Below are 18,543 nucleotides of genomic sequence, written 5' to 3' on the forward strand. Positions count from 1 at the left end.
GTCGGGCGATGATTCATACGAGCCAGAGTCGCACAGCTACCCTAGGAACTTGTTATGGCGATGCCACTCCAGTGAGCTGGGCGAAGGCAACACGGAGGCACGGATCGGTGACTGCACCGTCGTACCATGCAGGTCATAGTAGTGCCTGCCGTTGTCAAAGTCGGCCTTGAGCCGGCCGCTGACTACAAAGCGCAGGTCCTTGTCCACGGTCACGTACCCCAGATCGAAGAGCTTGTGGATGTCAGTTCGCAGCAGGAGTCCATTCGGGCCTTCGTGCTCTCCACCGTCCGCATAGGATCGAATGTGCGCGGCATCGAGGATGGGGAGGGTTTTCTCGCCGGTGACGGCGCAGCGTCGATCATAGGCGTCTGTGACCAATACCCTGAATGCGCCTTGGCCCAGCCGTGGTCGAACCAAAATCGGTGCCCCGTATCGGTCCAATTCAGACGAGGCAGGTAATGCGAAATTGGCCCGGTCTATGACCGCGTTCCAGAGCTTGGCGCCATCTGTTTCATCCGTGTCGTATCCACGCCCGACCACAATATTGCGGGACCAGCTTTCGGGCACCGGTATCCAGCGGTCACGGGCCCAGAAGAACGGGCTGGTCAGGATGCGGCAGCCAATAGTCGGATCCATGCGGGGATCATCGCCGGTGCGATACCGACCGATGCGTCGCCGCATCTCTTTGGCTGACTCGACGCCGTTCTTTTCGCCGAATGCCTCCCAAGCGATCGAGAGTGGAAGCAGCGAGGCGTGGGAAAAGATTCCGCCGCCGACAATGAAGTTCTGGGGGGAATGCAGCTTAAACAGAAACAACTCACCAGGTTGCAACGCGCGGAAATTGATGCGGCCACTCGGCGCCCAGAAGTTTACCTCATCGACCTGACGAGCCGAGAGGTAGTTGAACCAATCGTTATCAGTGACGCCCACGAAGATGCTGACCATGACACGACGTTGCATCCTGCGAACTGTTTCGGCAACCCACCCAATCACGCCATTGCATGACCGACCGCTTTCTTTTTGTAGGTATCGACGTCTCGCGCCGTGATCGAGCTGAGATGCCGCTTTCCAAAAATGGCGCCGACAGAGCTGCAGTGAGCATCAGCGTTCGCGATGCGGTAGAACCGAGCATTTGGTTCAGCGTTGTCCAACAAGATGAGGCCGACTACAGCGCGTTGATCCAGGATGAGCGACAGCAAGCCAACTTCGAACGGAAGCGACCGTCCCGGCGCGATGGCGGCATTTCCGTATGACCGCATGACAGTCGAGCGTTTTAGAAAGACGTTTCCGCGCGCCCGCTGGAACGATGATCTGAAGGCGTGGTTCGTCCCGGGCAAAACCGCAGCGCAGCGTTTCGATCGATGGCTCGAACGAGAGTTTTCGCAGACGCAAACCCATGCCGGCCTTTGTCTTTGATCCCATCGTCTCGAAGTATCTTCGGCGCCTTGATGCTCATTTGGAAGTGGTGACGCCCTATTCCCGCACTGTCGTTGACGAGATGCGCGAGGTGCCGTTCGCCTCCTGGGATGCCGATCGCCGTGTGTGGACGGTCCCCTACCGGTCATATGAAGCCCTGCACCGGCACTGGAGACGAATCGAGGAGGCTGCCAGGCGAAACGAGCCTGACGAGCGCAAAAAGCGGCGAGAAGCCAATCGCGGGTCGGAAAACGAACGGGCCGCACGTGCGCGGGCCACCGAACGCCGCCGCCGCCGCTATCCGCTGGACCCCAACGATCTTCCGCCTCTGGGCCGGCCTGTGATGACACGAAGCTTCGGTGTCGTCGTCTTCATCGGATGCGATGGCGAGCCCGTCGATGACGATATTCTTCTTTCCCAGTACGCCGACTTTCCAAACCGCGATGACTATGTCTGGGGCCGGTGGCGCCCAGCCGCCCTCGATGAGCTCATAAGGGCCTGGCCCTCGCGGACGGGATCCGAGACCGAGATCGGTGACGCGCTTTGGTGGCAGCCAACACTCGACGACCTCAGGGTCGCTCGAAAGACGGCGCGGGGATTGGAAAGACGCCGCGGTCGAGTGTGAACCTATTTGCCACCGTTCAGGCTCTTCTCGATCTGCCCCGCCGACCCCATGATGTCATCAAAGCTGGGCGCGGCGCCGAAGATCATCGCGGTCGTGTTGGCGTAGTCTCGCGCAAGCGCATCGACCATCCCGGGCACGGGCTCAATGGCGAAGCTCCCCGGCACTGCCGAGGCAAGATCATAGTCGGGACGATCGAAAAACATGCGGGCATGACGCACGCAGTCGGCGCCGAGATCGAGGTCGGCGAGCGCAGCCTTGCCGGTTTCTGACTGCATGAGACAGTGCAGGTCGTAGTAGTGGCGTGAAACCCGCTGCCCTGCCTGCCGCAATTCACCGCGCCGCTCATACCAGCGGCGCAGTCCATGAGCGATCGTCACCTTGTCCCAGAAGGTTCGCGTCGCGTCGATCGTGGTGACGTCCTGTACGGCGAGATCAACGCCGGCTGCGTCCCCGGCCACATAGGGCGTTATCGTCAGCGGCCCGTGGGGATCGAGCGCCGATTTTGCGCCGGATTCGAGACGTATCGCCGGTCGGACATAGGCGCCATCGCGCGGTTCCACCTCGGGATACCAAAGCAGCAGGGTCTGCCCATCAGGATCGGCGTCATCAATTTCTACGCGACCCGCCCCGTCGGTGACGTCTGCCAACTGGGTGGCGAGGAACGCATTGAGCGGGCCGGTGATATAGGCGCGACAGGCATCTCGGATCGCGTCCAGTTTGGCGCGCCGCTTCTTGTTTGACAGTGCCTCCAGCTCTTCGACCGACGCAGGCTCCTCGAGGTCGTCGCGGAAGACCGTGATGTCGATGTCCTCGGAGAAGCGCTTGATGAGGTCATAGCCCTTCGACAGCGATGTGCCGCCCTTGAAAAGCAGCCGCGGCTCTCCTGCCGGCCGTTCGTGATAAAGTGCGTTGAGCGTCCAGCAGACCCAGAAATCCTTTTCGACATTGCCGACCGGGGCGCCAATACGGTTGGCCGTGGCAAGGAACAGATCGAGCCGGTCCCGTGGCGATGCGGCAATAATCTGACGGTAGGCCGCGGTCGTCATGGCTTGCCTTCCGGCCCAGCGGTTGGGCTGAGGAGTTGGCGCAGGAACTCCTGCATCCAGATCGGCACGGCGGAAAGACCGGCGCGTAGATCCTCGCGGATCGCCTCGCCGTGCTTGGGGTCAGAAAGCAGGCGGCGCAATATGGTCGCGATCCGCTTGCGCTCGCTGTCCTGGGTCAGCATATCCTGCATCCAATATAGCGCCTGCACGACCCGCATCCCCGGCCGATCCGCCCAATAGAGGCGGCTCGGGGCCGCGTACTTGAAATGAATTTCCTGGCTGCCGAGTGTGATCGGCTTCAATCTCGCATCGACCAGGACCTCGATTCGCGCAGGTACGGCCGTCGTAAGCCCAAGGTCGTTGGCGGCCGTCATGCCATCGATGACGGTGCGCGCGTTGTCGCGGCGTGTCACGGCCCGGATCACGGCGCGATAGTCCGGCACGGTGGCGCGGCCGGTCAAAGGATTGGTCCGCGGGCGGTCATAGAGACCGCGGTCGATACGGCGAAGCTCTTGAGCCGCAGCTAGTCGCTGGAGCGTCTTGTCCACCGCGGCGCGGGTGCCGAAATCGGCAAAGTCGCCGGGGGTCCAGACCTCCTCGGGCTTGGACTCGATACGCGCGAGCACGCGCGAGCGAATATCCGTGTCGTGTTCGACTGTGGTCATGTCCGAAATATGTTACAAGTTTCGGGCAATGGCAAGGTAGTAGGTCCGAAGAATGCTACAAATTTCGGACAAGGCGCGAAGTCGTACCGCAGCCGCTCAAACTGGGCTACTCAAGCTCGATCCATGCCGGCGCATGATCGCTCGGCTTCTCCCACCCTCGCGTCTCAACATCCACCCCGGCACCGCGAAGCTTGGGTAACAACGAGGGACTGATCAGCAGATGATCCATTCGCAGGCCAGAACTCTTGTCATAGCCCCCGCCATAGGAGTGATTCCAATAGGTGTAGACCCCCTTTTCGGGGTGGATGCGCCTGACCGCATCGATCCAGCCGTCCTCGAGCAACTCGGCATAGGCTTGGCGGCTCTCGGGAAAGTAAACCGCGTCGCCAATCCATCGTCGCGGCACCACGGCATCAATCGGAGTTGGAACGACATTGTAGTCGCCGCACAGCACCGTCGGCGCGCCCTCTTGGAGAAGAGCTTGGCCGTAGCTGATCAGGCGGTCGAACCAGCGCAGCTTGTAGTCAAACTTGGGACCAGGGGCGGGATTTCCGTTTGGCAGGTAAAGACAGCCAACGACGAGCCCGCCGACCTCCGCCTCGATATAGCGGCTATGGCTGTCGTCAGGGTCGCCGGGAAGCCCGCGTCGGCGCTCGATGGGGTCTGCCCCGCGACACAGGATAGCGACGCCGTTGTATGATTTCTGGCCGTGCCAGACCGCGCCGTATCCGGCCTCGCGGATGGCTTCGACCGGAAACTTCTCGTCGGACGTCTTCAGTTCCTGCAGGCAGACGATGTCGTAGGAGGTCGCCGTAAGCCACTTGAGCAGCACGGGCAGCCGACCATTGACGCCGTTCACATTGAAAGTGGCGATGCGAACCATGTGCCTTGGCGGCCGTGGCTCACTTCTTACCGAGCTTGTCCTCGACCTTCTTGCGACTGTTGCCGACCGATTTCACTGCCGACTTGACGTCGGCCTTGCTGGCTCCGGTCTTCCCGGCCTCGTACTTAACCTCATGGTCCTGCCCGCCAGCGACTTTTGCGCGGTCCTGGTTGCGCCCGCGAGTTGTTTGAGTGGTGGCCATTTCTTCCTCCATAGTTCCGTTCCAGTCTGCATTAACGCGCCCGGACTCTTCCGGTTCAATTCATGGGCGTCGCAGTGTGGAACTGAATCACAGGGAAGAGTATTGAATCGGACTATGTATTCGAGTTCCGCATGTCGGCCTTAAAGGCCGCTCCCAGCAAAAAGCGCACGCGGCGCAGGGAGTCAGAATCTACCCCGAAATACCCCCTGCCTCAGTTTCGTCCGTTCCAACTCTGCACGCTGACCGACGACATACCGGTTGGCGCCGATTGGCTCTTCGAGATGAAGTTCGATGGCTATCGCGCCCAAGTCGCCATGTCGGGAGCGGACGTCGTCGTCTACACCCGCAACGGCCACGACTGGACCCGCCAGTTCAAGGTTATCCTGCCGCCGCTTCAGGCACTGACCAGGGGCTCGGCGCTAATCGACGGCGAGATTGTGGCCATCGATAGCCAGGGCCGCACGAACTTCTCAATGTTAAAAACCGGCATTGCCGCAGGCATGCCCCTCAAATTCTACGCCTCCGACCTGCTGGAATTGAATGGCGAAGACCTCTCCACTCTGCCCCTGCTCGAGCGCAAGGAACGGCTTGCGGAACTTTTGGGCGAGAGGGACCCGGATGACAGCCTGCAGTTTTCCAGCCATATCGCCGACAACGGCAAGAAGGTCTTCGACACGATGTGCGCCGGCGGCCACGAGGGCATCATCGCCAAGCGCGCGGACAGTCGCTATGTCGGCGACCGCACCGCCAGCTGGCTCAAGATCAAGTGCACGAAACGTCAGGAATTTGTCATCGGCGGCTACCGCCCCAGCGATGCCGGCCGCGGTGTGGCCTCGCTGATCCTTGGTACCTACGAGAACGGAAAGCTGATCTACCGCGGCCGCGTCGGCACCGGGTTCACAGAGGCGATGCGCAAATCCATTCTCGCGCAGTTGGAGAAGCGGCCCCTGGACAAGTCCGCGTTCGTATCCGTGCCGCGCGACATCGCGCGTCGTGCCAGGTGGGTGAAGCCAGAGCTCGTCGCCGAGGTCACCTATTCGGAGGTAACGCCCGACGGCAGCCTACGTCACCCGAGCTTCGAAGGCATGCGCGAAGACAAGCGCGCGGACCAGGTGGTGATGGAAATGCCGAAGACAGTCGTGACCACCGCGACGGCCAATCTGGATCCCGCTATGGGCAAGGAGATCGCTCGCGCGGTTGGCGTGACCCTGACGCATCCCAATAAGCTCATGTATCCGGGCACAGAGGTGACGAAGGCGACGCTCGCCGCATACTACGCGGCGGTCGCCGAGAAGATGTTGCCGCATATCCAGGATCGGCCGCTATCGCTGGTGCGCGACACCGACGGCGACCTGCGGCAGACCTTTTTTCAGAAGCACAAGCTGCCTGGCATGCCCAAGGCCATCCATGACGGCCAGTTGGAAAAGATGTCCGGCAAGGAAAGCCGCATCCTCTGGGTCGACGACCTGGCTGGGCTGATCGGCGGCGTCCAGATGAACGTGCTTGAATTCCACGTCTGGGGAAGCCTGCGCCAGCTGCCTGACCTGCCGCACCGGATAATCTTCGACATCGACCCCGACGAGGGCCTGGGCTTTGGTGACGTCAAGCAGGCCGCGATCGACATCCGCGGCGTTCTGGAGGCACTCGGCCTTCAATCCTGGCCGCTTCTGTCCGGCGGCAAGGGCGTGCATGTGGTCGTGCCACTCGTTCCCGAGGCCGACTGGGAAGCAGTCAAGAACTTCTGCCAGGACTTCGCCGAACTGCTGGCCCGCACGGATCCGTCCCGCTTCGTCGCGAACATGAGCAAGGCGCGACGCAAAGGCCGCATGTTCATCGACTATCTCCGCAACGGCCAAGGCGCCACGGCGATATGCCCCTGGTCTACACGGGCGCGGTCCGGTGCGTCCTGCGCCGTACCCGTCCCTTGGGATGAATTGCCGACATTCAAGAGTGCCAGCGCATTCGACGTTTTCGCTGCCGCCGCCTGGGCTCAGGAGCCCGACGCCTGGGATGGGTATTTCGAGGTCGAGCAGACGCTTACGGACCGTATGCGCAAAGCGGTTCAGTAGCCGACTAGTTCAGTCTGGATCGCATCAAAACAGGCCTAGCTGATCCGCGATCGGGACGCTGTCCATGCCTTCCAACGATGACAGCGTCACACCCAGCAAGCGGATGCCCCTCACCACCGGGAACAGGTCGGCGAGCATGGTCTGTGCCACCTCAAGCATTTCATCGGCGCCCAGCACGAGCCTTGGAAGGGTACGGCTGCGTGTGACCTGCTGGAAATCGGTGAACTTCACCTTCAGCGTCACCGTCCTGCCGGAAAGATGCTTGGCTTCGCAATGGCGCCAAACCTTTTCGGCCAGCGGCGCCAGCTCGGCGCGCGCCGCATCAAGGGCAAAGATATCGACCGCAAAGGTATCCTCGGCACCGACGGATTTCCGTGGACGGTCGGGCTGAACCGACCGCTCATCGATCCCCCGGGCGATCTGATAATACCAGTTTCCCGACTTGCCGAAATGTTGCTGCAAGAAAGCTAGTGGCTTCTCGCGCAGATCGGCGCCCGTCTCTATGCCCAACCTCTCCATCTTCGTGGCCGTCGCCGGCCCCACGCCGTGGAATTTCTTTACCGGCAGTCTAGCCACGAAGTCAGGTCCCATCGTCGGCGTGATGAGTGCCTGGCCGTTGGGCTTATTGAGATCGCTCGCAATCTTCGCCAGGAATTTGCAATAGGAGATCCCTGCCGAGGCATTGAGTCCGGTCACCTCCTTGATCCGCGCGCGGATCTGCGTTGCTATTTCGGTTGCAAAGGGGATGTGCTGCTTGTTTTGCGTTACGTCGAGATAAGCCTCGTCCAACGACAGTGGCTCAATCAGATCCGTGTGTTCGGCGAAGATCTGGTGGATCTGTGCCGAGACCGCCCGATAGACGTCGAACCGGGGTGTGACAAAGATCAACTCGGGACAGCGGCGTTTGGCAGTGACAGACGGGAGTGCCGACCGCACGCCAAAGGCGCGCGCTTCGTAGCTTGCCGCCGCCACGACGCCGCGAGCGGCTGAACCACCGACCGCCACCGGCTTGCCTCTGAGCTCCGGATTGTCGCGCTGCTCGACCGAAGCGTAAAACGCATCCATATCCACATGGATGATCTTGCGCAAAACGGCCGGGCCAGTCGGCGCCTCCAAATCCCGATCATTGTCCCCTATCGCATTCACTGCGCTCACTCCGAACACTTTCCAACTCGATCGAGCGCAGTCTGCGATCAACTCTCGAAGTGGCGCAACGAGTCGGATTGACTCATGAGTGCCAAGAGAACAAATAAGGAACATACCAGCCCCGAAATCCATTGGGAAGACTGTTTGAGAGTGATTTGTCCATGGGTCAGCCGGCCGCAAGCCCTGCTATCGCTGCGCTTCGCGAACAAGTCGCGCGCCTCGAAGGCGGGCCGACGCGCAACCGCGGAACGCTTCCTTTCGGCGTGCCGGCAATCGACAAGGTGCTACCGGGGGGAGGGCTGGCGCTCGGGGCGCTGCATGAGGTTGCGGGTGGCCGGAATGGGGCGATTGACGGGGCGGCGGCGGCGCTCTTTGCCGCCGGCATTGCAGCGCGGGCCAAGGGTAGGGTGCTCTGGTGTGTCACCCGGCAGGATCTCTTTGCTCCTGCCATCGCCCAGGCCGGTCTGCTCCCAGGCCGCGTCGTCTATGTCGAGGCCGGCGACGAAGCTTCCGTGCTCGCCTGTTTCGAGGAAGGGCTTCGCCATGGCGGTCTAGGCGCTGTCATTGCCGAACTGGCCCGCCTCTCGATGACAGCCTCCCGCCGTCTCCAACTCGCCGCCGAGACTTCCGGCGCCGTGGGCATCGCCATCCGCCGCTGGCGGCGGCAGACCGAGGCAACCGATTTTGGACAACCAACCGCCGCGGTCACCCGCTGGCGGGTCACCGCGCTTCCCTCCCGCCCTTTGCCGGTACCGGGCGTCGGCCGTGCTCGCTGGCAGCTTGAGCTGATCCGGGTCCGGGCTGGAGAAAGCGCCGATTTTGAAGTGGAAGCCTGCGATGCCAAGGGTCGTCTCGCTCTTTTTTCCGGCCTGGCCGACCGATCGCCTGCGGCGCGCCATGGGCCAGTCGGCGCCATCGGCTGAAAGCCCGATCGTTATGCTCGGCCGGCAGGGAAACCGGCGGCTCGTGCTCGCGGTCGATGCAGCGGCGCGGGCGGCGGGATTGCGTGTCGGCATACCGGGGAGCAAAGCCGAGGTGCTGGTGCCCAACCTGCAGAGCTTCGACTTGGATGCAGCGGGCGATGCCGCGGCGCTCGATAGAATGGCGCTCTGGTCGCTGCGCTATGCTCCGATCGTTGCCGCCGATCCGCCCGACGGGCTCATCATCGACACAACAGGCGCCGACCATCTGCATGGCGGGGAGGAGATGATGCTCGAGGGGCTGGTGTCGCGCATGGCCGCCTCCGGCATCGAGGCACGCGCCGCCGTCGCGGACACGTGGGGCGCCGCTCATGCCTGCGCCCGCTTCCTCGCCCGGCCCACCTTTGTCGCGCCGGTGGAGGGATCCTCGGCCATCATGCTCGGTCTGCCGATCGTCGCGCTGCGTCTGCCCCATGATATTGTTCACGGTCTCCAAACGCTTGGCTTCGAACGTGTTGGCGAAGTCGATGCGGCGCCGCGCGCCTCTCTCAGTCTTCGCTTCGGGAACGAGCTCGGCCGTCGCCTGGACCAGGCCATGGGGCGGCGCAGCGAACCGTTCGAGCCCGTCCGCTCCCCCGACCTCATCGAGGTTCGCCGGGCATTCGGCGAGCCGATCGGCGCTGCCGAGACCATTGCCCGCTATGCTGGCAAGCTGGTCGCGGCGCTCTGCGAGGCGCTCGAGACCAGGGGGCTCGGCGCCCGCCGGCTCGACCTGCTGTTCCACCGCGTCGACAATCGTATCGAGGCTATTCGTGTCGGCACCGCGGTCCCGGTGCGCGACGTCAAGCGATTGACCCGGCTCCTCACCGATCGCATCGAGACCGTCGATCCTGGCTTCGGCATCGAACTGATGACGCTGACCGCGACCCTCGCCGAACCCTTTGGAGCCAAGCAGATCATCTCGTCGCTGGTGGAGGAGCAGGAGCCCGACATCACCGATCTCATCGACACACTCACCAACCGCATCGGCGAGCAAAGTCTCTATCGCTTCGCCCCGCTCGAAAGCGACGTTCCCGAACGTTCTATCCGACGCATCGCGCCGACCGCGCCCGATGACGGGACGAGTTGGCCGGGAGAATGGCCGCGCCCGCCGCGGCTGCTCACCCACCCCGAGCCCATTGAAACCATGGCGCTGCTGCCGGATCACCCGCCGGTCTGGTTCAGTTGGCGCGGCATCCGGCGCCGCGTCACGCGCGCTGACGGTCCCGAGCGCGTGTTCGGCGAATGGTGGCGGCGCGATGCCGAAGTGATCGCGGTACGCGACTATTTCCAGGTCGAGGACGAGGCCGGTGACCGCTTCTGGATTTACCGCGCCGGCGATGGCAAGGATCCCGAGACCGGCTCGCACAAATGGTTCCTGCATGGGGTCTTCGCATGACCACCCCGCGCTATGCCGAATTGCAGGTGACCAGCCACTTCTCGTTCCTTCGGGGCGCTAGCTCTTGCGATGACCTCTTCGCCCAGGCGGCCGCGCTCGGCATCGAGGCGTTGGCGGTTGTCGATCGCAATTCGCTGGCCGGCATTGTCCGCGCCCATCAGGCCGCCAAGGACACCGGGGTCAGGCTTATCGTCGCCTGCCGCCTCGATCTCGTCGACGGCATGTCCCTCCTCGTCTATCCGACCGATCGGGCCGCCTATTCCCGGCTCTGCCGACTGCTGACCCTGGGCAAGAAGCGTGGCGGCAAGGCGAAATGCCACCTCGAATGGAGCGATCTGGCTGATTATGCCGAGGGCCTGATCGCTGTCCTTGTTCCCGATCGCGCCGACGACACTTGTATCCTGCAGGTGCGTCGCCTGCGGGAAACCTTCAGCGATCGCGCCTATCTAGCGCTGACCTTGCGCCGCCGACCCAATGACCAGGTGCGGCTGCATGAGCTTTCCAACCTCGCGACCCAAATGCGGATGCCGACGGTGGTGACGAACGACGTCCTGTTCCATGAACCCGGTCGGCGCATCCTGCAGGACGTGGTGACGGCGATTCGTCACAACATCACCATCGATGAGCTGGGCTTCCGGCGCGAGCGGCATGCCGATCGCTATCTGAAGCCCCCCGAGGAAATGGCGCGACTGTTTTCGCGCTATCCGGAAGCCCTCGCGCGCACCGTCGAGATCATGCGGCATTGCCGCTTCTCCCTCGACGAACTCGCCTATCAGTATCCCGAGGAGAAGATGTTGCCCGGGCTGTCGGCACAGCAGGCGCTCGAACAACTCACCTGGGAAGGTGTCGAGCGGCGGTATCCCGAGGGTGTGCCGGACAAGGTCGTGGCGCTCATTAAGCACGAACTGCGCCTGATCGAGATCCTGCACTACGCGCCCTATTTCTTGACGGTGAACGCGATCGTTCAGTTCGCGCGCAGCAAGGACATCCTCTGCCAGGGCAGAGGTTCCGCCGCCAATTCCGCCGTCTGCTACGTGCTGGGCATCACCAGCATCGATCCCGAGCGCAACAATCTGCTGTTCGAGCGCTTCGTCTCGCAGGAGCGCAACGAACCCCCGGACATCGATGTCGACTTCGAGCATGAACGGCGCGAGATCGTCATGCAATGGATCTACGAAACCTATGGCCGCGACCACAGCGCGCTCTGCTCGACGGTGGTGCGCTATCACACCAAGGGCGCTGTCCGCGATATCGGCAAGGCTCTCGGCCTGCCCGAGGACCTCACCAAGCTGCTTTCCTCGCAGGTCTGGGGACACGGCGAAGGCATCGACGAGACCCGCGCCCGAGAGCTCAACCTCAACACGGCCGATCGCCGGCTGCGGCTGACGCTCGAACTCGCGCAGCAGCTCGAAGGCACGCCCCGGCACCTGTCGCAGCATCCGGGTGGCTTCGTCCTGACCAATGACCGGCTCGACGATCTGGCGCCGATCGAGCCGGCGCGCATGGTCGATCGCCAGGTGATCGAGTGGGACAAAGACGACATCGACATTCTCAAATTCATGAAGGTCGACGTCCTGGCGCTCGGCATGCTCACTTGCATGAAGCGCAGCTTTGATCTCTTGGCCGAGCACAAGGGCATGAGCCTCGACCTGGCTACCATCCCGGCCGAAGACCCGGCGACCTACGCCATGATCCGCAAGGCCGACACGATCGGGGTCTTCCAGATCGAGAGCCGTGCCCAGATGTCGATGCTGCCCCGCATCAAGCCGCGCACTTTCTATGACCTCGTCGTGGAGGTCGCCATCGTACGCCCCGGTCCGATCCAGGGCGACATGGTCCACCCCTATTTGCGCCGCCGGGAGGGCAAGGAGCGGGTCGAGTTTCCGACCCCCGAGCTCGAGCGCGTGCTCGGCAAGACCTTGGGCGTCCCTCTGTTCCAGGAGCAGGCCATGCAGGTCGCCATGGTCTGCGCCGGCTTCAGTGCCGGCGAGGCCGACCAGTTGCGCCGGGCCATGGCGACGTTCAAGCACACCGGCGGGGTCAGCAAGTTCCGCGACAAGCTGATCGGCGGCATGATCGCGAATGGCTATACGCCCGAATTTGCCGCCACCACTTTCAAGCAGCTCGAAGGTTTCGGCAGCTACGGCTTCCCCGAGTCCCACGCCGCCAGCTTTGCGCTTATCTCTTACGCGTCGAGCTGGATGAAATGCCACCATCCCGACGTCTTCTGCTGCGCGCTACTCAATTCGCAGCCAATGGGCTTTTACCTGCCGGCTCAGATCGTGCGCGACGCCCAAGCCCATGGCGTCGAGATCCGCCCCGTCTGCATCAATGCTAGCCGCTGGGACTGCACTCTGGAGGCGGTCGACGAAACGGGGCGCTTCGCCGTCCGCCTTGGTTTGCGCTTGGTCAAGGGACTGGCCAATGCCGACGCGGCCGCCATCGTATCGGCCAGGACCGACGATCCCTTCGCCTCGATCGACGATCTTTGGCAGCGCGCCGGCGTGCCGGCGGCCTCGCTCGTGCAACTGGCCGAGGCCGATGCCTTCCGTCCCGGCCTCGGCTTGGCGCGGCGCGAAGCCTTGTGGGCGCTCAAGGGTCTGCGCGATGAGCCCCTGCCGCTGTTTGCCGCCGCTTCGGCGCGTGAACGGCAGACCGTCTCGGAAATTCACGAGCCTGCCGTGGCGCTACGGCCGATGACGACCGGCAGGGAAGTTGTCGAGGACTATGGTCACGTTGGTCTCACCCTGCGCAACCATCCACTCTCATTCCTGCGGGCTGACCTTGCCCGGCGTCGCATCGTCACCTGCACCGAGGCGATGCAGGCTCGCGACGGTCGCTGGCTGGAGGCGGCGGGCCTGGTTCTCGTCCGCCAGCGGCCCGGGTCGGCCAAGGGCGTGATGTTCCTGACCATGGAGGATGAGACCGGCGCGGCCAATATCGTGGTCTGGGTGAAGGTCTTCGAGAAGTTCCGCCGTGTGCTGCTCTCCTCCTCGATGCTCGCCGCCCGGGGCAAGATTCAGCGTGAGGGTGACGTGGTTCACCTCGTCGCTCATCAGCTCACCGACCTCTCCGGTGAACTCGCCAGCGTCGGCAACCGAGAGGCGCCCTTTCCGCTTCCGCATGGAAGGGGCGACGAGGCCCATCATGGTGGCGCCGGAATCGATCCGCGTAGCCTGCCGAAAGGGTTCAGACCGCGTGATCTCGTCGACCCGACATTGACGGTCGAGCCGATCAAAGTGAAGACACGGGACTTCAAGTAGATCGCCTCTTGGCCTTCGATGCGCGAGAGGAGACTCACAACAGCATAAGGGGTGAGATTGTCGGCTGGTCGCCGATGATTGAAGCATGGTCGTCAGAACCTTGGCGATGCTACTTTGGACCGGTCGGTCAGGGGAGGAAAGAGGACGGATCTGTCGCGTACATTGTGCGGCAGGTCGAGTTCGGACTGCTGCGTCGGGATCCCGAGTTCGAGATCCTGCATCATCTGGCTGTATTCGACCCAGCGGACGCACATGAAGTAGAATGATAGTGCACGCACAAAGCGTTTTGGGGGTGGGCGTCCTCCCAGGAGCCGGGCTGTCGGCGAGCCGAAGCCCCGCTATGCGGGTCTTCGCCCTTCGGGCTTTCATCCCTGACGCGAAGGTGAACGCCGCTGATGGGGGGCGATCCTTGCCGCTTGCGCGCTGCGCCGGGCAAGGGAGGCTGCGCCGCGACCAGCCATCACAGCGTACCCGTCACTTTCGCCGGCTTGCCGGCCGCGTGCCGGAGCCAGCTTCCGCATGGTAACAGCGTGATACTTCGCCGGTCGCGCTCAGCCTAACTGGGATGGCTGAACTCCGCACGCGACGCCTGCAGCGCGACGCTCGACAGAGGCTCTCGCTGAGCGGTCCGAATTATTGCCGGATCATAGGTCCTACGGGCGAAGACTTCCCGCACCATGGGCGCGAAGAACTCCAGCGGCCGCGTGGCGTACTCCGGATCGAAGCTCGCCTGGTCCCATCTTTCGCAGAATTCCACACAGTCGTCGAAATACGCATTGTCCCTGAACGCGTCCCGCTTGTGTGGATTCGCACCGACATGCTCGCCGTAATAGACCAGCTGAAAATCGCCGTGCTTCTCCACCACCCAGGCGCATTGTTCGCGCACGAACGGTCGTATGATGGCAGCGGCATATTCGTCGTGATTGTAGGGAGCGTAGATGTCGCCGATGTCGTGCAACAGCGCCGACACCACCCAGTCGATGTCTGCGCCGGCATTCCAGGCACGCGTGGCGGCCTGCAGCGAATGGCCAAGCCGGGTCACCTTGTAACCTGACAGCGATTTGTCGAGTTCCACCATCGCTGCCAAAAGTCGGTCGGCCGTGCCGGCGGCATATTCGATTTCATGCGCGGTCAGGAAGGCATAGTCTTCATGGTCGCCATCCTTCATCTGGGTAAACTTCACGGTTTCCATTGGCGAAACTCCAAATTCTGGTTCTGTCAGCGGGCCATTTCAAGATAAATGTCGTCGCCGTCGACATGTACGGGAAAGGTGCGAGCCTTTAGCTTGTCATCGACAAGGCATTTGCCGGACCGGATATCGAACTCCCATCCATGCCAGGCGCAGCGAATGAGCTCTCCGGCGCGTTCGTAAACGAATTCCGTCTTGTCTGTTTGCCTGGTGGTACCGGAGATCGGCCCCTCGCAGAGCTGACCTGCGCGGTGCGGGCAGATGTTGAGCAGCGCGGCGTAGCCATCCTCGAGCTGGAATATGCCGACGCCGATGCGGCCGATCGTGACGATCCTCGGCTTGCCGACAGCGACGTCGGCGGTCTTGCAGGCGAAGGTCAGCGCGGGGGCGGTTGCTGCGGCTGTCATCAGGCGACCCTCGCGGTAGCGGCCGGAGCCTCGATGCGCTTGTAGACCTCCAGCGCATTCAGGCCCATGACCTTGTCGCGCCATGCGGGCGGGATGTGCAGATTGGTCGGCGCGTCGAAATCCCAATGCGGATAATCGGAGGCGAAAAGCAGTGTGTTCTGGCCGTCCATGTGCTCCAGCGTTTCCCACAGATGCCTCACGTTCTGAGGTTGCTCGAGCGGCTGGGTGCTGAAGCGGATGTTGCGGCGGCAATATTCCGAGGGCAGCATCTTCAGCCACGGCGTCTCTTTGCGCAGCGCCTTGAAGTTGGCGTCAAGCCGCCACATCAGCGAAGGCACCCACGATACGCCGCATTCGATGACGACGAAGTAGAGGTCGGGATACTTCTCAAACACGCCGTTGGAGATCATGCTGACCACATGGGTCATGGCCGGCTGGCTGAGCAGGGCGTGCGTTTCCCAGTAATAGGCAGTCGGACCGCTGGCGACCGCATTGTGGTTGACGCCGCCCTGGCCGCCGAAATGGATGGCGAAGGGCAGGCCGACCTCGGCACAGGCCTCATAGATCGGATGGTAGAAGGGATCGCCATAGGGGCGCTGCGAGCCGTGGCTGGCCAGTACCTGCACGATGTCCTTGTGGCCGCCGAGGCGCCGGATTTCGGCCGCGGCTCCGTGCGGGTCGGTTGGCGAAATGATGATCGATCCCTTCAAGCGGCTGTCCTTGGGCAGCCACCAGTCGATCATGTAGTCATTGTAGGCCTTCACCAGCGCGTTGGCATAGTGGTAGTTGGCTAGCGTCGAAGCTTCCAAAGGCTCGTCGGCGGTGAGGATAGCCACGTCGATGTTGTAGAGATCGAGGTGCTTCTCCTTCATGATCAAATAGTTGTCTTCCTCGGTCTCCGGCCGGATGTCGTGCCGCGAAAACCCCTCCGGATGCAGCCATGGTCGGTGGCCATGCGGAAAGCTTCCCCTCGGCCCAGGCTTCTCGCCGCGAACCAGGAAATCGCGCCAGTAAGGCTCGAGATAGGGGAGCAGCACCTCGGCGCTGGACCAGTAATTGTGGACGTCGGTGTCGACGATGAACATGGGTAGGCACCTGCCATGGAGGGTGGGTGGAAGACGGGGTAAGCGTGCGCCTCAGCGGCAGCTCCGGCAACGCAGCCAACGGCAAGATGTTAATCGGCGAATCCGATTACCTGTTGTCGGAACAGCCTGAAAAGCGCTAGCAGTTGCGGGAATTCTTGCGCTGGATGGCTGCATGCAGATCGAACTGCTGGATACGTTCCTAGATCTGATCGAAACCCGCAATTTCAACAGGACAGCGGAGCGACTGGGCATCACCCAATCGACCGTTTCCAGCCGCATCCGCACGCTCGAGGCTCTCCTGGAAAAGCAGCTCTTCATCCGCGGCAAAAGCGGGACTGAGCCGACCGTGGCCGGTCTGAGGTTCGAAGAGCACGCGCGCGCGGTTAGGCTGCGTTGGCTGGACGCTCGCAGCGAAATCCAGGCGGTTGGAAAGTTCGATCGCCTCATCCGCATCGGCATCCAGTTCGAGCTCTATGAACGCGTGTTGGAAGGGTGGCTGGAATGGGTGAGGGCGACGATGCCCAAGCTCGCGATCTATGTCGAGATCGACTACTCGAACCAGATGATCCTTGATCTCACCACGGGCAGCCTCGATCTGGCGGTGCTCTATTCTCCGCAGTACTTTCCGGACATGCATTACGAGCAGATCGCGGAGGAAAATTTCGTCATGGTTTCGACGCGCAGCATTGCCTGGAGCGAGGTCAAGCCGGCGGACTATATCCGCGCCAATTATTCGGCTTTTTTCAACCGCGCCCACAAACAGATGTTGCCGGAATTGGAAAACAGCCCGGTTTCGACGGGAAATGGCGGTGCCGTTGTTTATCTCCTGCGAAGCCGGGGCGGTGCCGCCTTCGTTACGGAAACGATGGCGACAAGATTGCGGCAGGAGGGTGTGGCGCACCCCGTTGCAGATGCACCGAAGATCTCACATCCCATCTATTCGGCCGTGCATGTCAGGCACCACCATTCCCATACCCATGTTCGCCTGCTCAAGGCACTCAAACTGATGACGGCGTAGCATCTACAGGTCGATGACGACGTCGCCTCTCGGCATGCTGCAGCAGGTCAGGATGAAGCCGTCCAGGCGCTCAATTTCTGTCAGGCCGCCTATATCGTTCATCTCGACTTCGCCCTGAAGCAGCTTGACCTTGCACGTGCCGCACACGCCCATTCGGCACGACGTTTCGATGTAAACGCCCTTGGCTTCGGCCAGGTGCAGGATTGTCTCACCTTCGTTGCTCTCGCAGCGCACGCCGGAGCGCTCGAAGGTGACAACGGCTTCCGTGCTGCCAAATGCCTTGTTTGCTGGCGATGGTTCGAGGCCGAAGCTTTCCATGAAAATCCGCTCGGCTGGAACCGCAAGTTCGAGCAAATGACGGCGCATTGCCTGCATGAATCCAGTCGGGCCACACAGGAAAGCCGTTCGTGTAGCCGCATCCGGGACAAGACGCGCCAACCGGGTCGCGTCAAGCCGGCCGCCACCTTGGGGTTGGCCGGATCCAGGCGTTTGGCTGCACACTGTTTCGACCCTCAGCTTCGGCATGCTTTCGCATAGGATCCGCAGTTCCTGGCCGAAAAGGACATCGTCCGGCGTGCGCGCGCATTGTATGAACGCCAGGTCGAGGTCACTACCTCTATCATACTGGGCCCGCACCATCGACATCAGTGGCGTGATACCGCTTCCAGCGCACACGAACAGCGCTTTCTCGACGGCGCGGCCGTCCAGTGTGAAGTCGCCCCCGGGTTCGCTGATCTCGACCGAGCAACCTGTGATGAAATGATCGTGTAGGATACGCGTGGCCCTGCCATTCGCCGCAGCCTTGATCGTCAAGGCGATCCGTTGAGGCCGGGTCGGTGGCGATGCGATGGTAAACACCCGCGAGTAACGATCGCCATCCCAAGAGAAGCGGATCGTAACGAACTGTCCGGCAAGGAAATCGAACATCCGACCATCGGTCCTCTGGAACTCCAGAGTGACGATATCCCCTGTTTCCTGAATGCGATCAGTGCAAACGCAAGAGTGCAAGGTGCCAAGTGGTGCCTTTGTTTCGGCGAGAACCGCATCGATGCTCATTCGGTCATGTCCCGGATCAGACGGAGAAGTGAAACATCCTAAACAGAGTTGGCGGCACAACCCCGCGCTTCGTTGATCGCGAAAGGCGTTCAGATCCCTCTTCAGCTGTAAGCGA

The 18,543-nt window shown here is 62.2% G+C and carries 16 protein-coding genes and 1 pseudogene; 7 read left to right on the forward strand and 10 right to left on the reverse strand.

The genetic code is table 11. From position 1 onward, the window contains the following. Window positions 1-36 precede the first annotated feature (36 nt). Window positions 37-945, reverse strand: coding sequence for an HNH endonuclease (locus tag MESS4_RS30225; protein ID WP_036242591.1), 909 nt, complete (start codon window positions 943-945; stop codon window positions 37-39). A 56-nt stretch (window positions 946-1,001) separates the two neighbouring features. Here MESS4_RS30225 and MESS4_RS33845 point away from each other — a divergent pair, with 56 nt between their 5' ends. Together MESS4_RS33845 and MESS4_RS30235 are read left to right on the forward strand one after the other, a co-directional pair. Beyond that, a complete protein-coding gene (locus tag MESS4_RS33845) occupies window positions 1,002-1,253 on the forward strand; it encodes a hypothetical protein (RefSeq protein ID WP_157385707.1) in 252 nt (83 codons plus the stop codon). Then, a pseudogene (locus MESS4_RS30235) lies at window positions 1,186-2,041 on the forward strand (hypothetical protein). Before MESS4_RS33845 ends, MESS4_RS30235 begins: the two are co-directional and overlap by 68 nt. Window positions 2,042-2,043: 2 nt before the next feature. Here MESS4_RS30235 and MESS4_RS30240 read toward each other — a convergent pair. The 4 genes from MESS4_RS30240 to MESS4_RS30255 all read right to left on the reverse strand — a co-directional run bounded on the left by MESS4_RS30240 (window position 2,044) and on the right by MESS4_RS30255 (window position 4,837). Then, a complete protein-coding gene (locus tag MESS4_RS30240; RefSeq protein WP_006339658.1) occupies window positions 2,044-3,087 on the reverse strand; it encodes a nucleotidyl transferase AbiEii/AbiGii toxin family protein in 1,044 nt (347 codons plus the stop codon). Next, on the reverse strand, window positions 3,084-3,752 hold the full coding sequence (locus MESS4_RS30245; protein ID WP_006339659.1) for a DUF6088 family protein: 669 nt from the start codon (window positions 3,750-3,752) through the stop codon (window positions 3,084-3,086). Before MESS4_RS30245 ends, MESS4_RS30240 begins: the two co-directional genes overlap by 4 nt. A gap of 106 nt (window positions 3,753-3,858) precedes the next feature. Next, a complete protein-coding gene (gene xth, locus MESS4_RS30250) occupies window positions 3,859-4,635 on the reverse strand; it encodes an exodeoxyribonuclease III (RefSeq protein ID WP_006339660.1) in 777 nt (258 codons plus the stop codon). A 19-nt stretch (window positions 4,636-4,654) separates the two neighbouring features. Next, the gene (locus tag MESS4_RS30255; protein WP_006339662.1) at window positions 4,655-4,837 is read right to left on the reverse strand and encodes a DUF3606 domain-containing protein; all 183 of its coding nucleotides are present in this window, start codon (window positions 4,835-4,837) and stop codon (window positions 4,655-4,657) included. A 131-nt stretch (window positions 4,838-4,968) separates the two neighbouring features. Between MESS4_RS30255 and ligD the strand changes: the two genes are divergently transcribed. Continuing rightward, window positions 4,969-6,906, forward strand: coding sequence for a DNA ligase D (gene ligD / locus MESS4_RS30260; protein WP_006339664.1), 1,938 nt, complete (start codon window positions 4,969-4,971; stop codon window positions 6,904-6,906). 24 nt (window positions 6,907-6,930) lie between these two features. Here ligD and dinB read toward each other — a convergent pair whose 3' ends face one another. Continuing rightward, complete coding sequence (gene dinB / locus MESS4_RS30265; protein WP_006339665.1) at window positions 6,931-8,052, reverse strand: DNA polymerase IV; 1,122 nt, start codon at window positions 8,050-8,052, stop codon at window positions 6,931-6,933. Between the two features lie 161 nt (window positions 8,053-8,213). On the opposite strand from dinB, the gene MESS4_RS30270 reads away from it, so the two are divergent. The 3 genes from MESS4_RS30270 to MESS4_RS30280 are packed head-to-tail and all read left to right on the forward strand — an operon-like array spanning window position 8,214 to window position 13,673. After that, a complete protein-coding gene (locus tag MESS4_RS30270; RefSeq protein WP_006339666.1) occupies window positions 8,214-8,975 on the forward strand; it encodes an ImuA family protein in 762 nt (253 codons plus the stop codon). Further along, entirely contained in the window at window positions 8,890-10,410 is a 1,521-nt protein-coding gene (locus tag MESS4_RS30275; RefSeq protein WP_036242550.1) for a DNA polymerase Y family protein, read from the forward strand. Before MESS4_RS30270 ends, MESS4_RS30275 begins: the two co-directional genes overlap by 86 nt. Continuing rightward, complete coding sequence (locus MESS4_RS30280; protein ID WP_006339669.1) at window positions 10,407-13,673, forward strand: error-prone DNA polymerase; 3,267 nt, start codon at window positions 10,407-10,409, stop codon at window positions 13,671-13,673. The genes MESS4_RS30275 and MESS4_RS30280 overlap by 4 nt, the downstream gene beginning before the upstream one ends. Window positions 13,674-14,229: 556 nt before the next feature. Here MESS4_RS30280 and MESS4_RS30285 read toward each other — a convergent pair. Genes MESS4_RS30285 through MESS4_RS30295 form a run of 3 tightly spaced genes read right to left on the reverse strand, consistent with a single transcriptional unit; the run spans window position 14,230 to window position 16,354 of the window. Next, window positions 14,230-14,865 (reverse strand): HD domain-containing protein, encoded by a 636-nt coding sequence (locus MESS4_RS30285; protein ID WP_006339671.1) that lies wholly within the window; start codon window positions 14,863-14,865, stop codon window positions 14,230-14,232. A 26-nt stretch (window positions 14,866-14,891) separates the two neighbouring features. Further along, on the reverse strand, window positions 14,892-15,269 hold the full coding sequence (locus tag MESS4_RS30290; protein WP_006339675.1) for a Rieske (2Fe-2S) protein: 378 nt from the start codon (window positions 15,267-15,269) through the stop codon (window positions 14,892-14,894). Continuing rightward, window positions 15,269-16,354 carry an amidohydrolase family protein gene (locus MESS4_RS30295; protein WP_006339677.1) on the reverse strand — a complete coding sequence of 362 codons (1,086 nt, stop codon included), beginning with the start codon at window positions 16,352-16,354 and terminating at the stop codon, window positions 15,269-15,271. Before MESS4_RS30295 ends, MESS4_RS30290 begins: the two co-directional genes overlap by 1 nt. A 172-nt stretch (window positions 16,355-16,526) precedes the next feature. Here MESS4_RS30295 and MESS4_RS30300 point away from each other — a divergent pair, with 172 nt between their 5' ends. Beyond that, window positions 16,527-17,372: a LysR family transcriptional regulator gene (locus MESS4_RS30300; protein WP_006339682.1), complete on the forward strand. Its 846-nt coding sequence runs from the start codon at window positions 16,527-16,529 to the stop codon at window positions 17,370-17,372. Between the two features lie 3 nt (window positions 17,373-17,375). Here MESS4_RS30300 and MESS4_RS30305 read toward each other — a convergent pair whose 3' ends face one another. Further along, window positions 17,376-18,428 carry an iron-sulfur cluster-binding domain-containing protein gene (locus MESS4_RS30305; RefSeq protein WP_006339683.1) on the reverse strand — a complete coding sequence of 351 codons (1,053 nt, stop codon included), beginning with the start codon at window positions 18,426-18,428 and terminating at the stop codon, window positions 17,376-17,378. Window positions 18,429-18,543: the final 115 nt, after the last annotated feature.

Source organism: Mesorhizobium sp. STM 4661, from assembly GCF_000359125.1.
GTDB lineage: Bacteria > Pseudomonadota > Alphaproteobacteria > Rhizobiales > Rhizobiaceae > Mesorhizobium.

Bases quoted from the DNA above. Each gene is read 5' to 3' on its own strand.
- MESS4_RS30225 (WP_036242591.1), bottom strand. From the start codon at position 945: ATGGTCAGCATCTTCGTGGGCGTCACTGATAACGATTGGTTCAACTAC.
- MESS4_RS33845 (WP_157385707.1), top strand. From the start codon at position 1,002: ATGACCGACCGCTTTCTTTTTGTAGGTATCGACGTCTCGCGCCGTGAT.
- MESS4_RS30240 (WP_006339658.1), bottom strand. From the start codon at position 3,087: ATGACGACCGCGGCCTACCGTCAGATTATTGCCGCATCGCCACGGGAC.
- MESS4_RS30245 (WP_006339659.1), bottom strand. From the start codon at position 3,752: ATGACCACAGTCGAACACGACACGGATATTCGCTCGCGCGTGCTCGCG.
- xth (WP_006339660.1), bottom strand. From the start codon at position 4,635: ATGGTTCGCATCGCCACTTTCAATGTGAACGGCGTCAATGGTCGGCTG.
- MESS4_RS30255 (WP_006339662.1), bottom strand. From the start codon at position 4,837: ATGGCCACCACTCAAACAACTCGCGGGCGCAACCAGGACCGCGCAAAA.
- ligD (WP_006339664.1), top strand. From the start codon at position 4,969: ATGTCGGCCTTAAAGGCCGCTCCCAGCAAAAAGCGCACGCGGCGCAGG.
- MESS4_RS30270 (WP_006339666.1), top strand. From the start codon at position 8,214: ATGGGTCAGCCGGCCGCAAGCCCTGCTATCGCTGCGCTTCGCGAACAA.
- MESS4_RS30275 (WP_036242550.1), top strand. From the start codon at position 8,890: ATGCCAAGGGTCGTCTCGCTCTTTTTTCCGGCCTGGCCGACCGATCGC.
- MESS4_RS30280 (WP_006339669.1), top strand. From the start codon at position 10,407: ATGACCACCCCGCGCTATGCCGAATTGCAGGTGACCAGCCACTTCTCG.
- MESS4_RS30285 (WP_006339671.1), bottom strand. From the start codon at position 14,865: ATGGAAACCGTGAAGTTTACCCAGATGAAGGATGGCGACCATGAAGAC.
- MESS4_RS30290 (WP_006339675.1), bottom strand. From the start codon at position 15,269: ATGACAGCCGCAGCAACCGCCCCCGCGCTGACCTTCGCCTGCAAGACC.
- MESS4_RS30295 (WP_006339677.1), bottom strand. From the start codon at position 16,354: ATGTTCATCGTCGACACCGACGTCCACAATTACTGGTCCAGCGCCGAG.
- MESS4_RS30300 (WP_006339682.1), top strand. From the start codon at position 16,527: ATGCAGATCGAACTGCTGGATACGTTCCTAGATCTGATCGAAACCCGC.
- MESS4_RS30305 (WP_006339683.1), bottom strand. From the start codon at position 18,428: ATGAGCATCGATGCGGTTCTCGCCGAAACAAAGGCACCACTTGGCACC.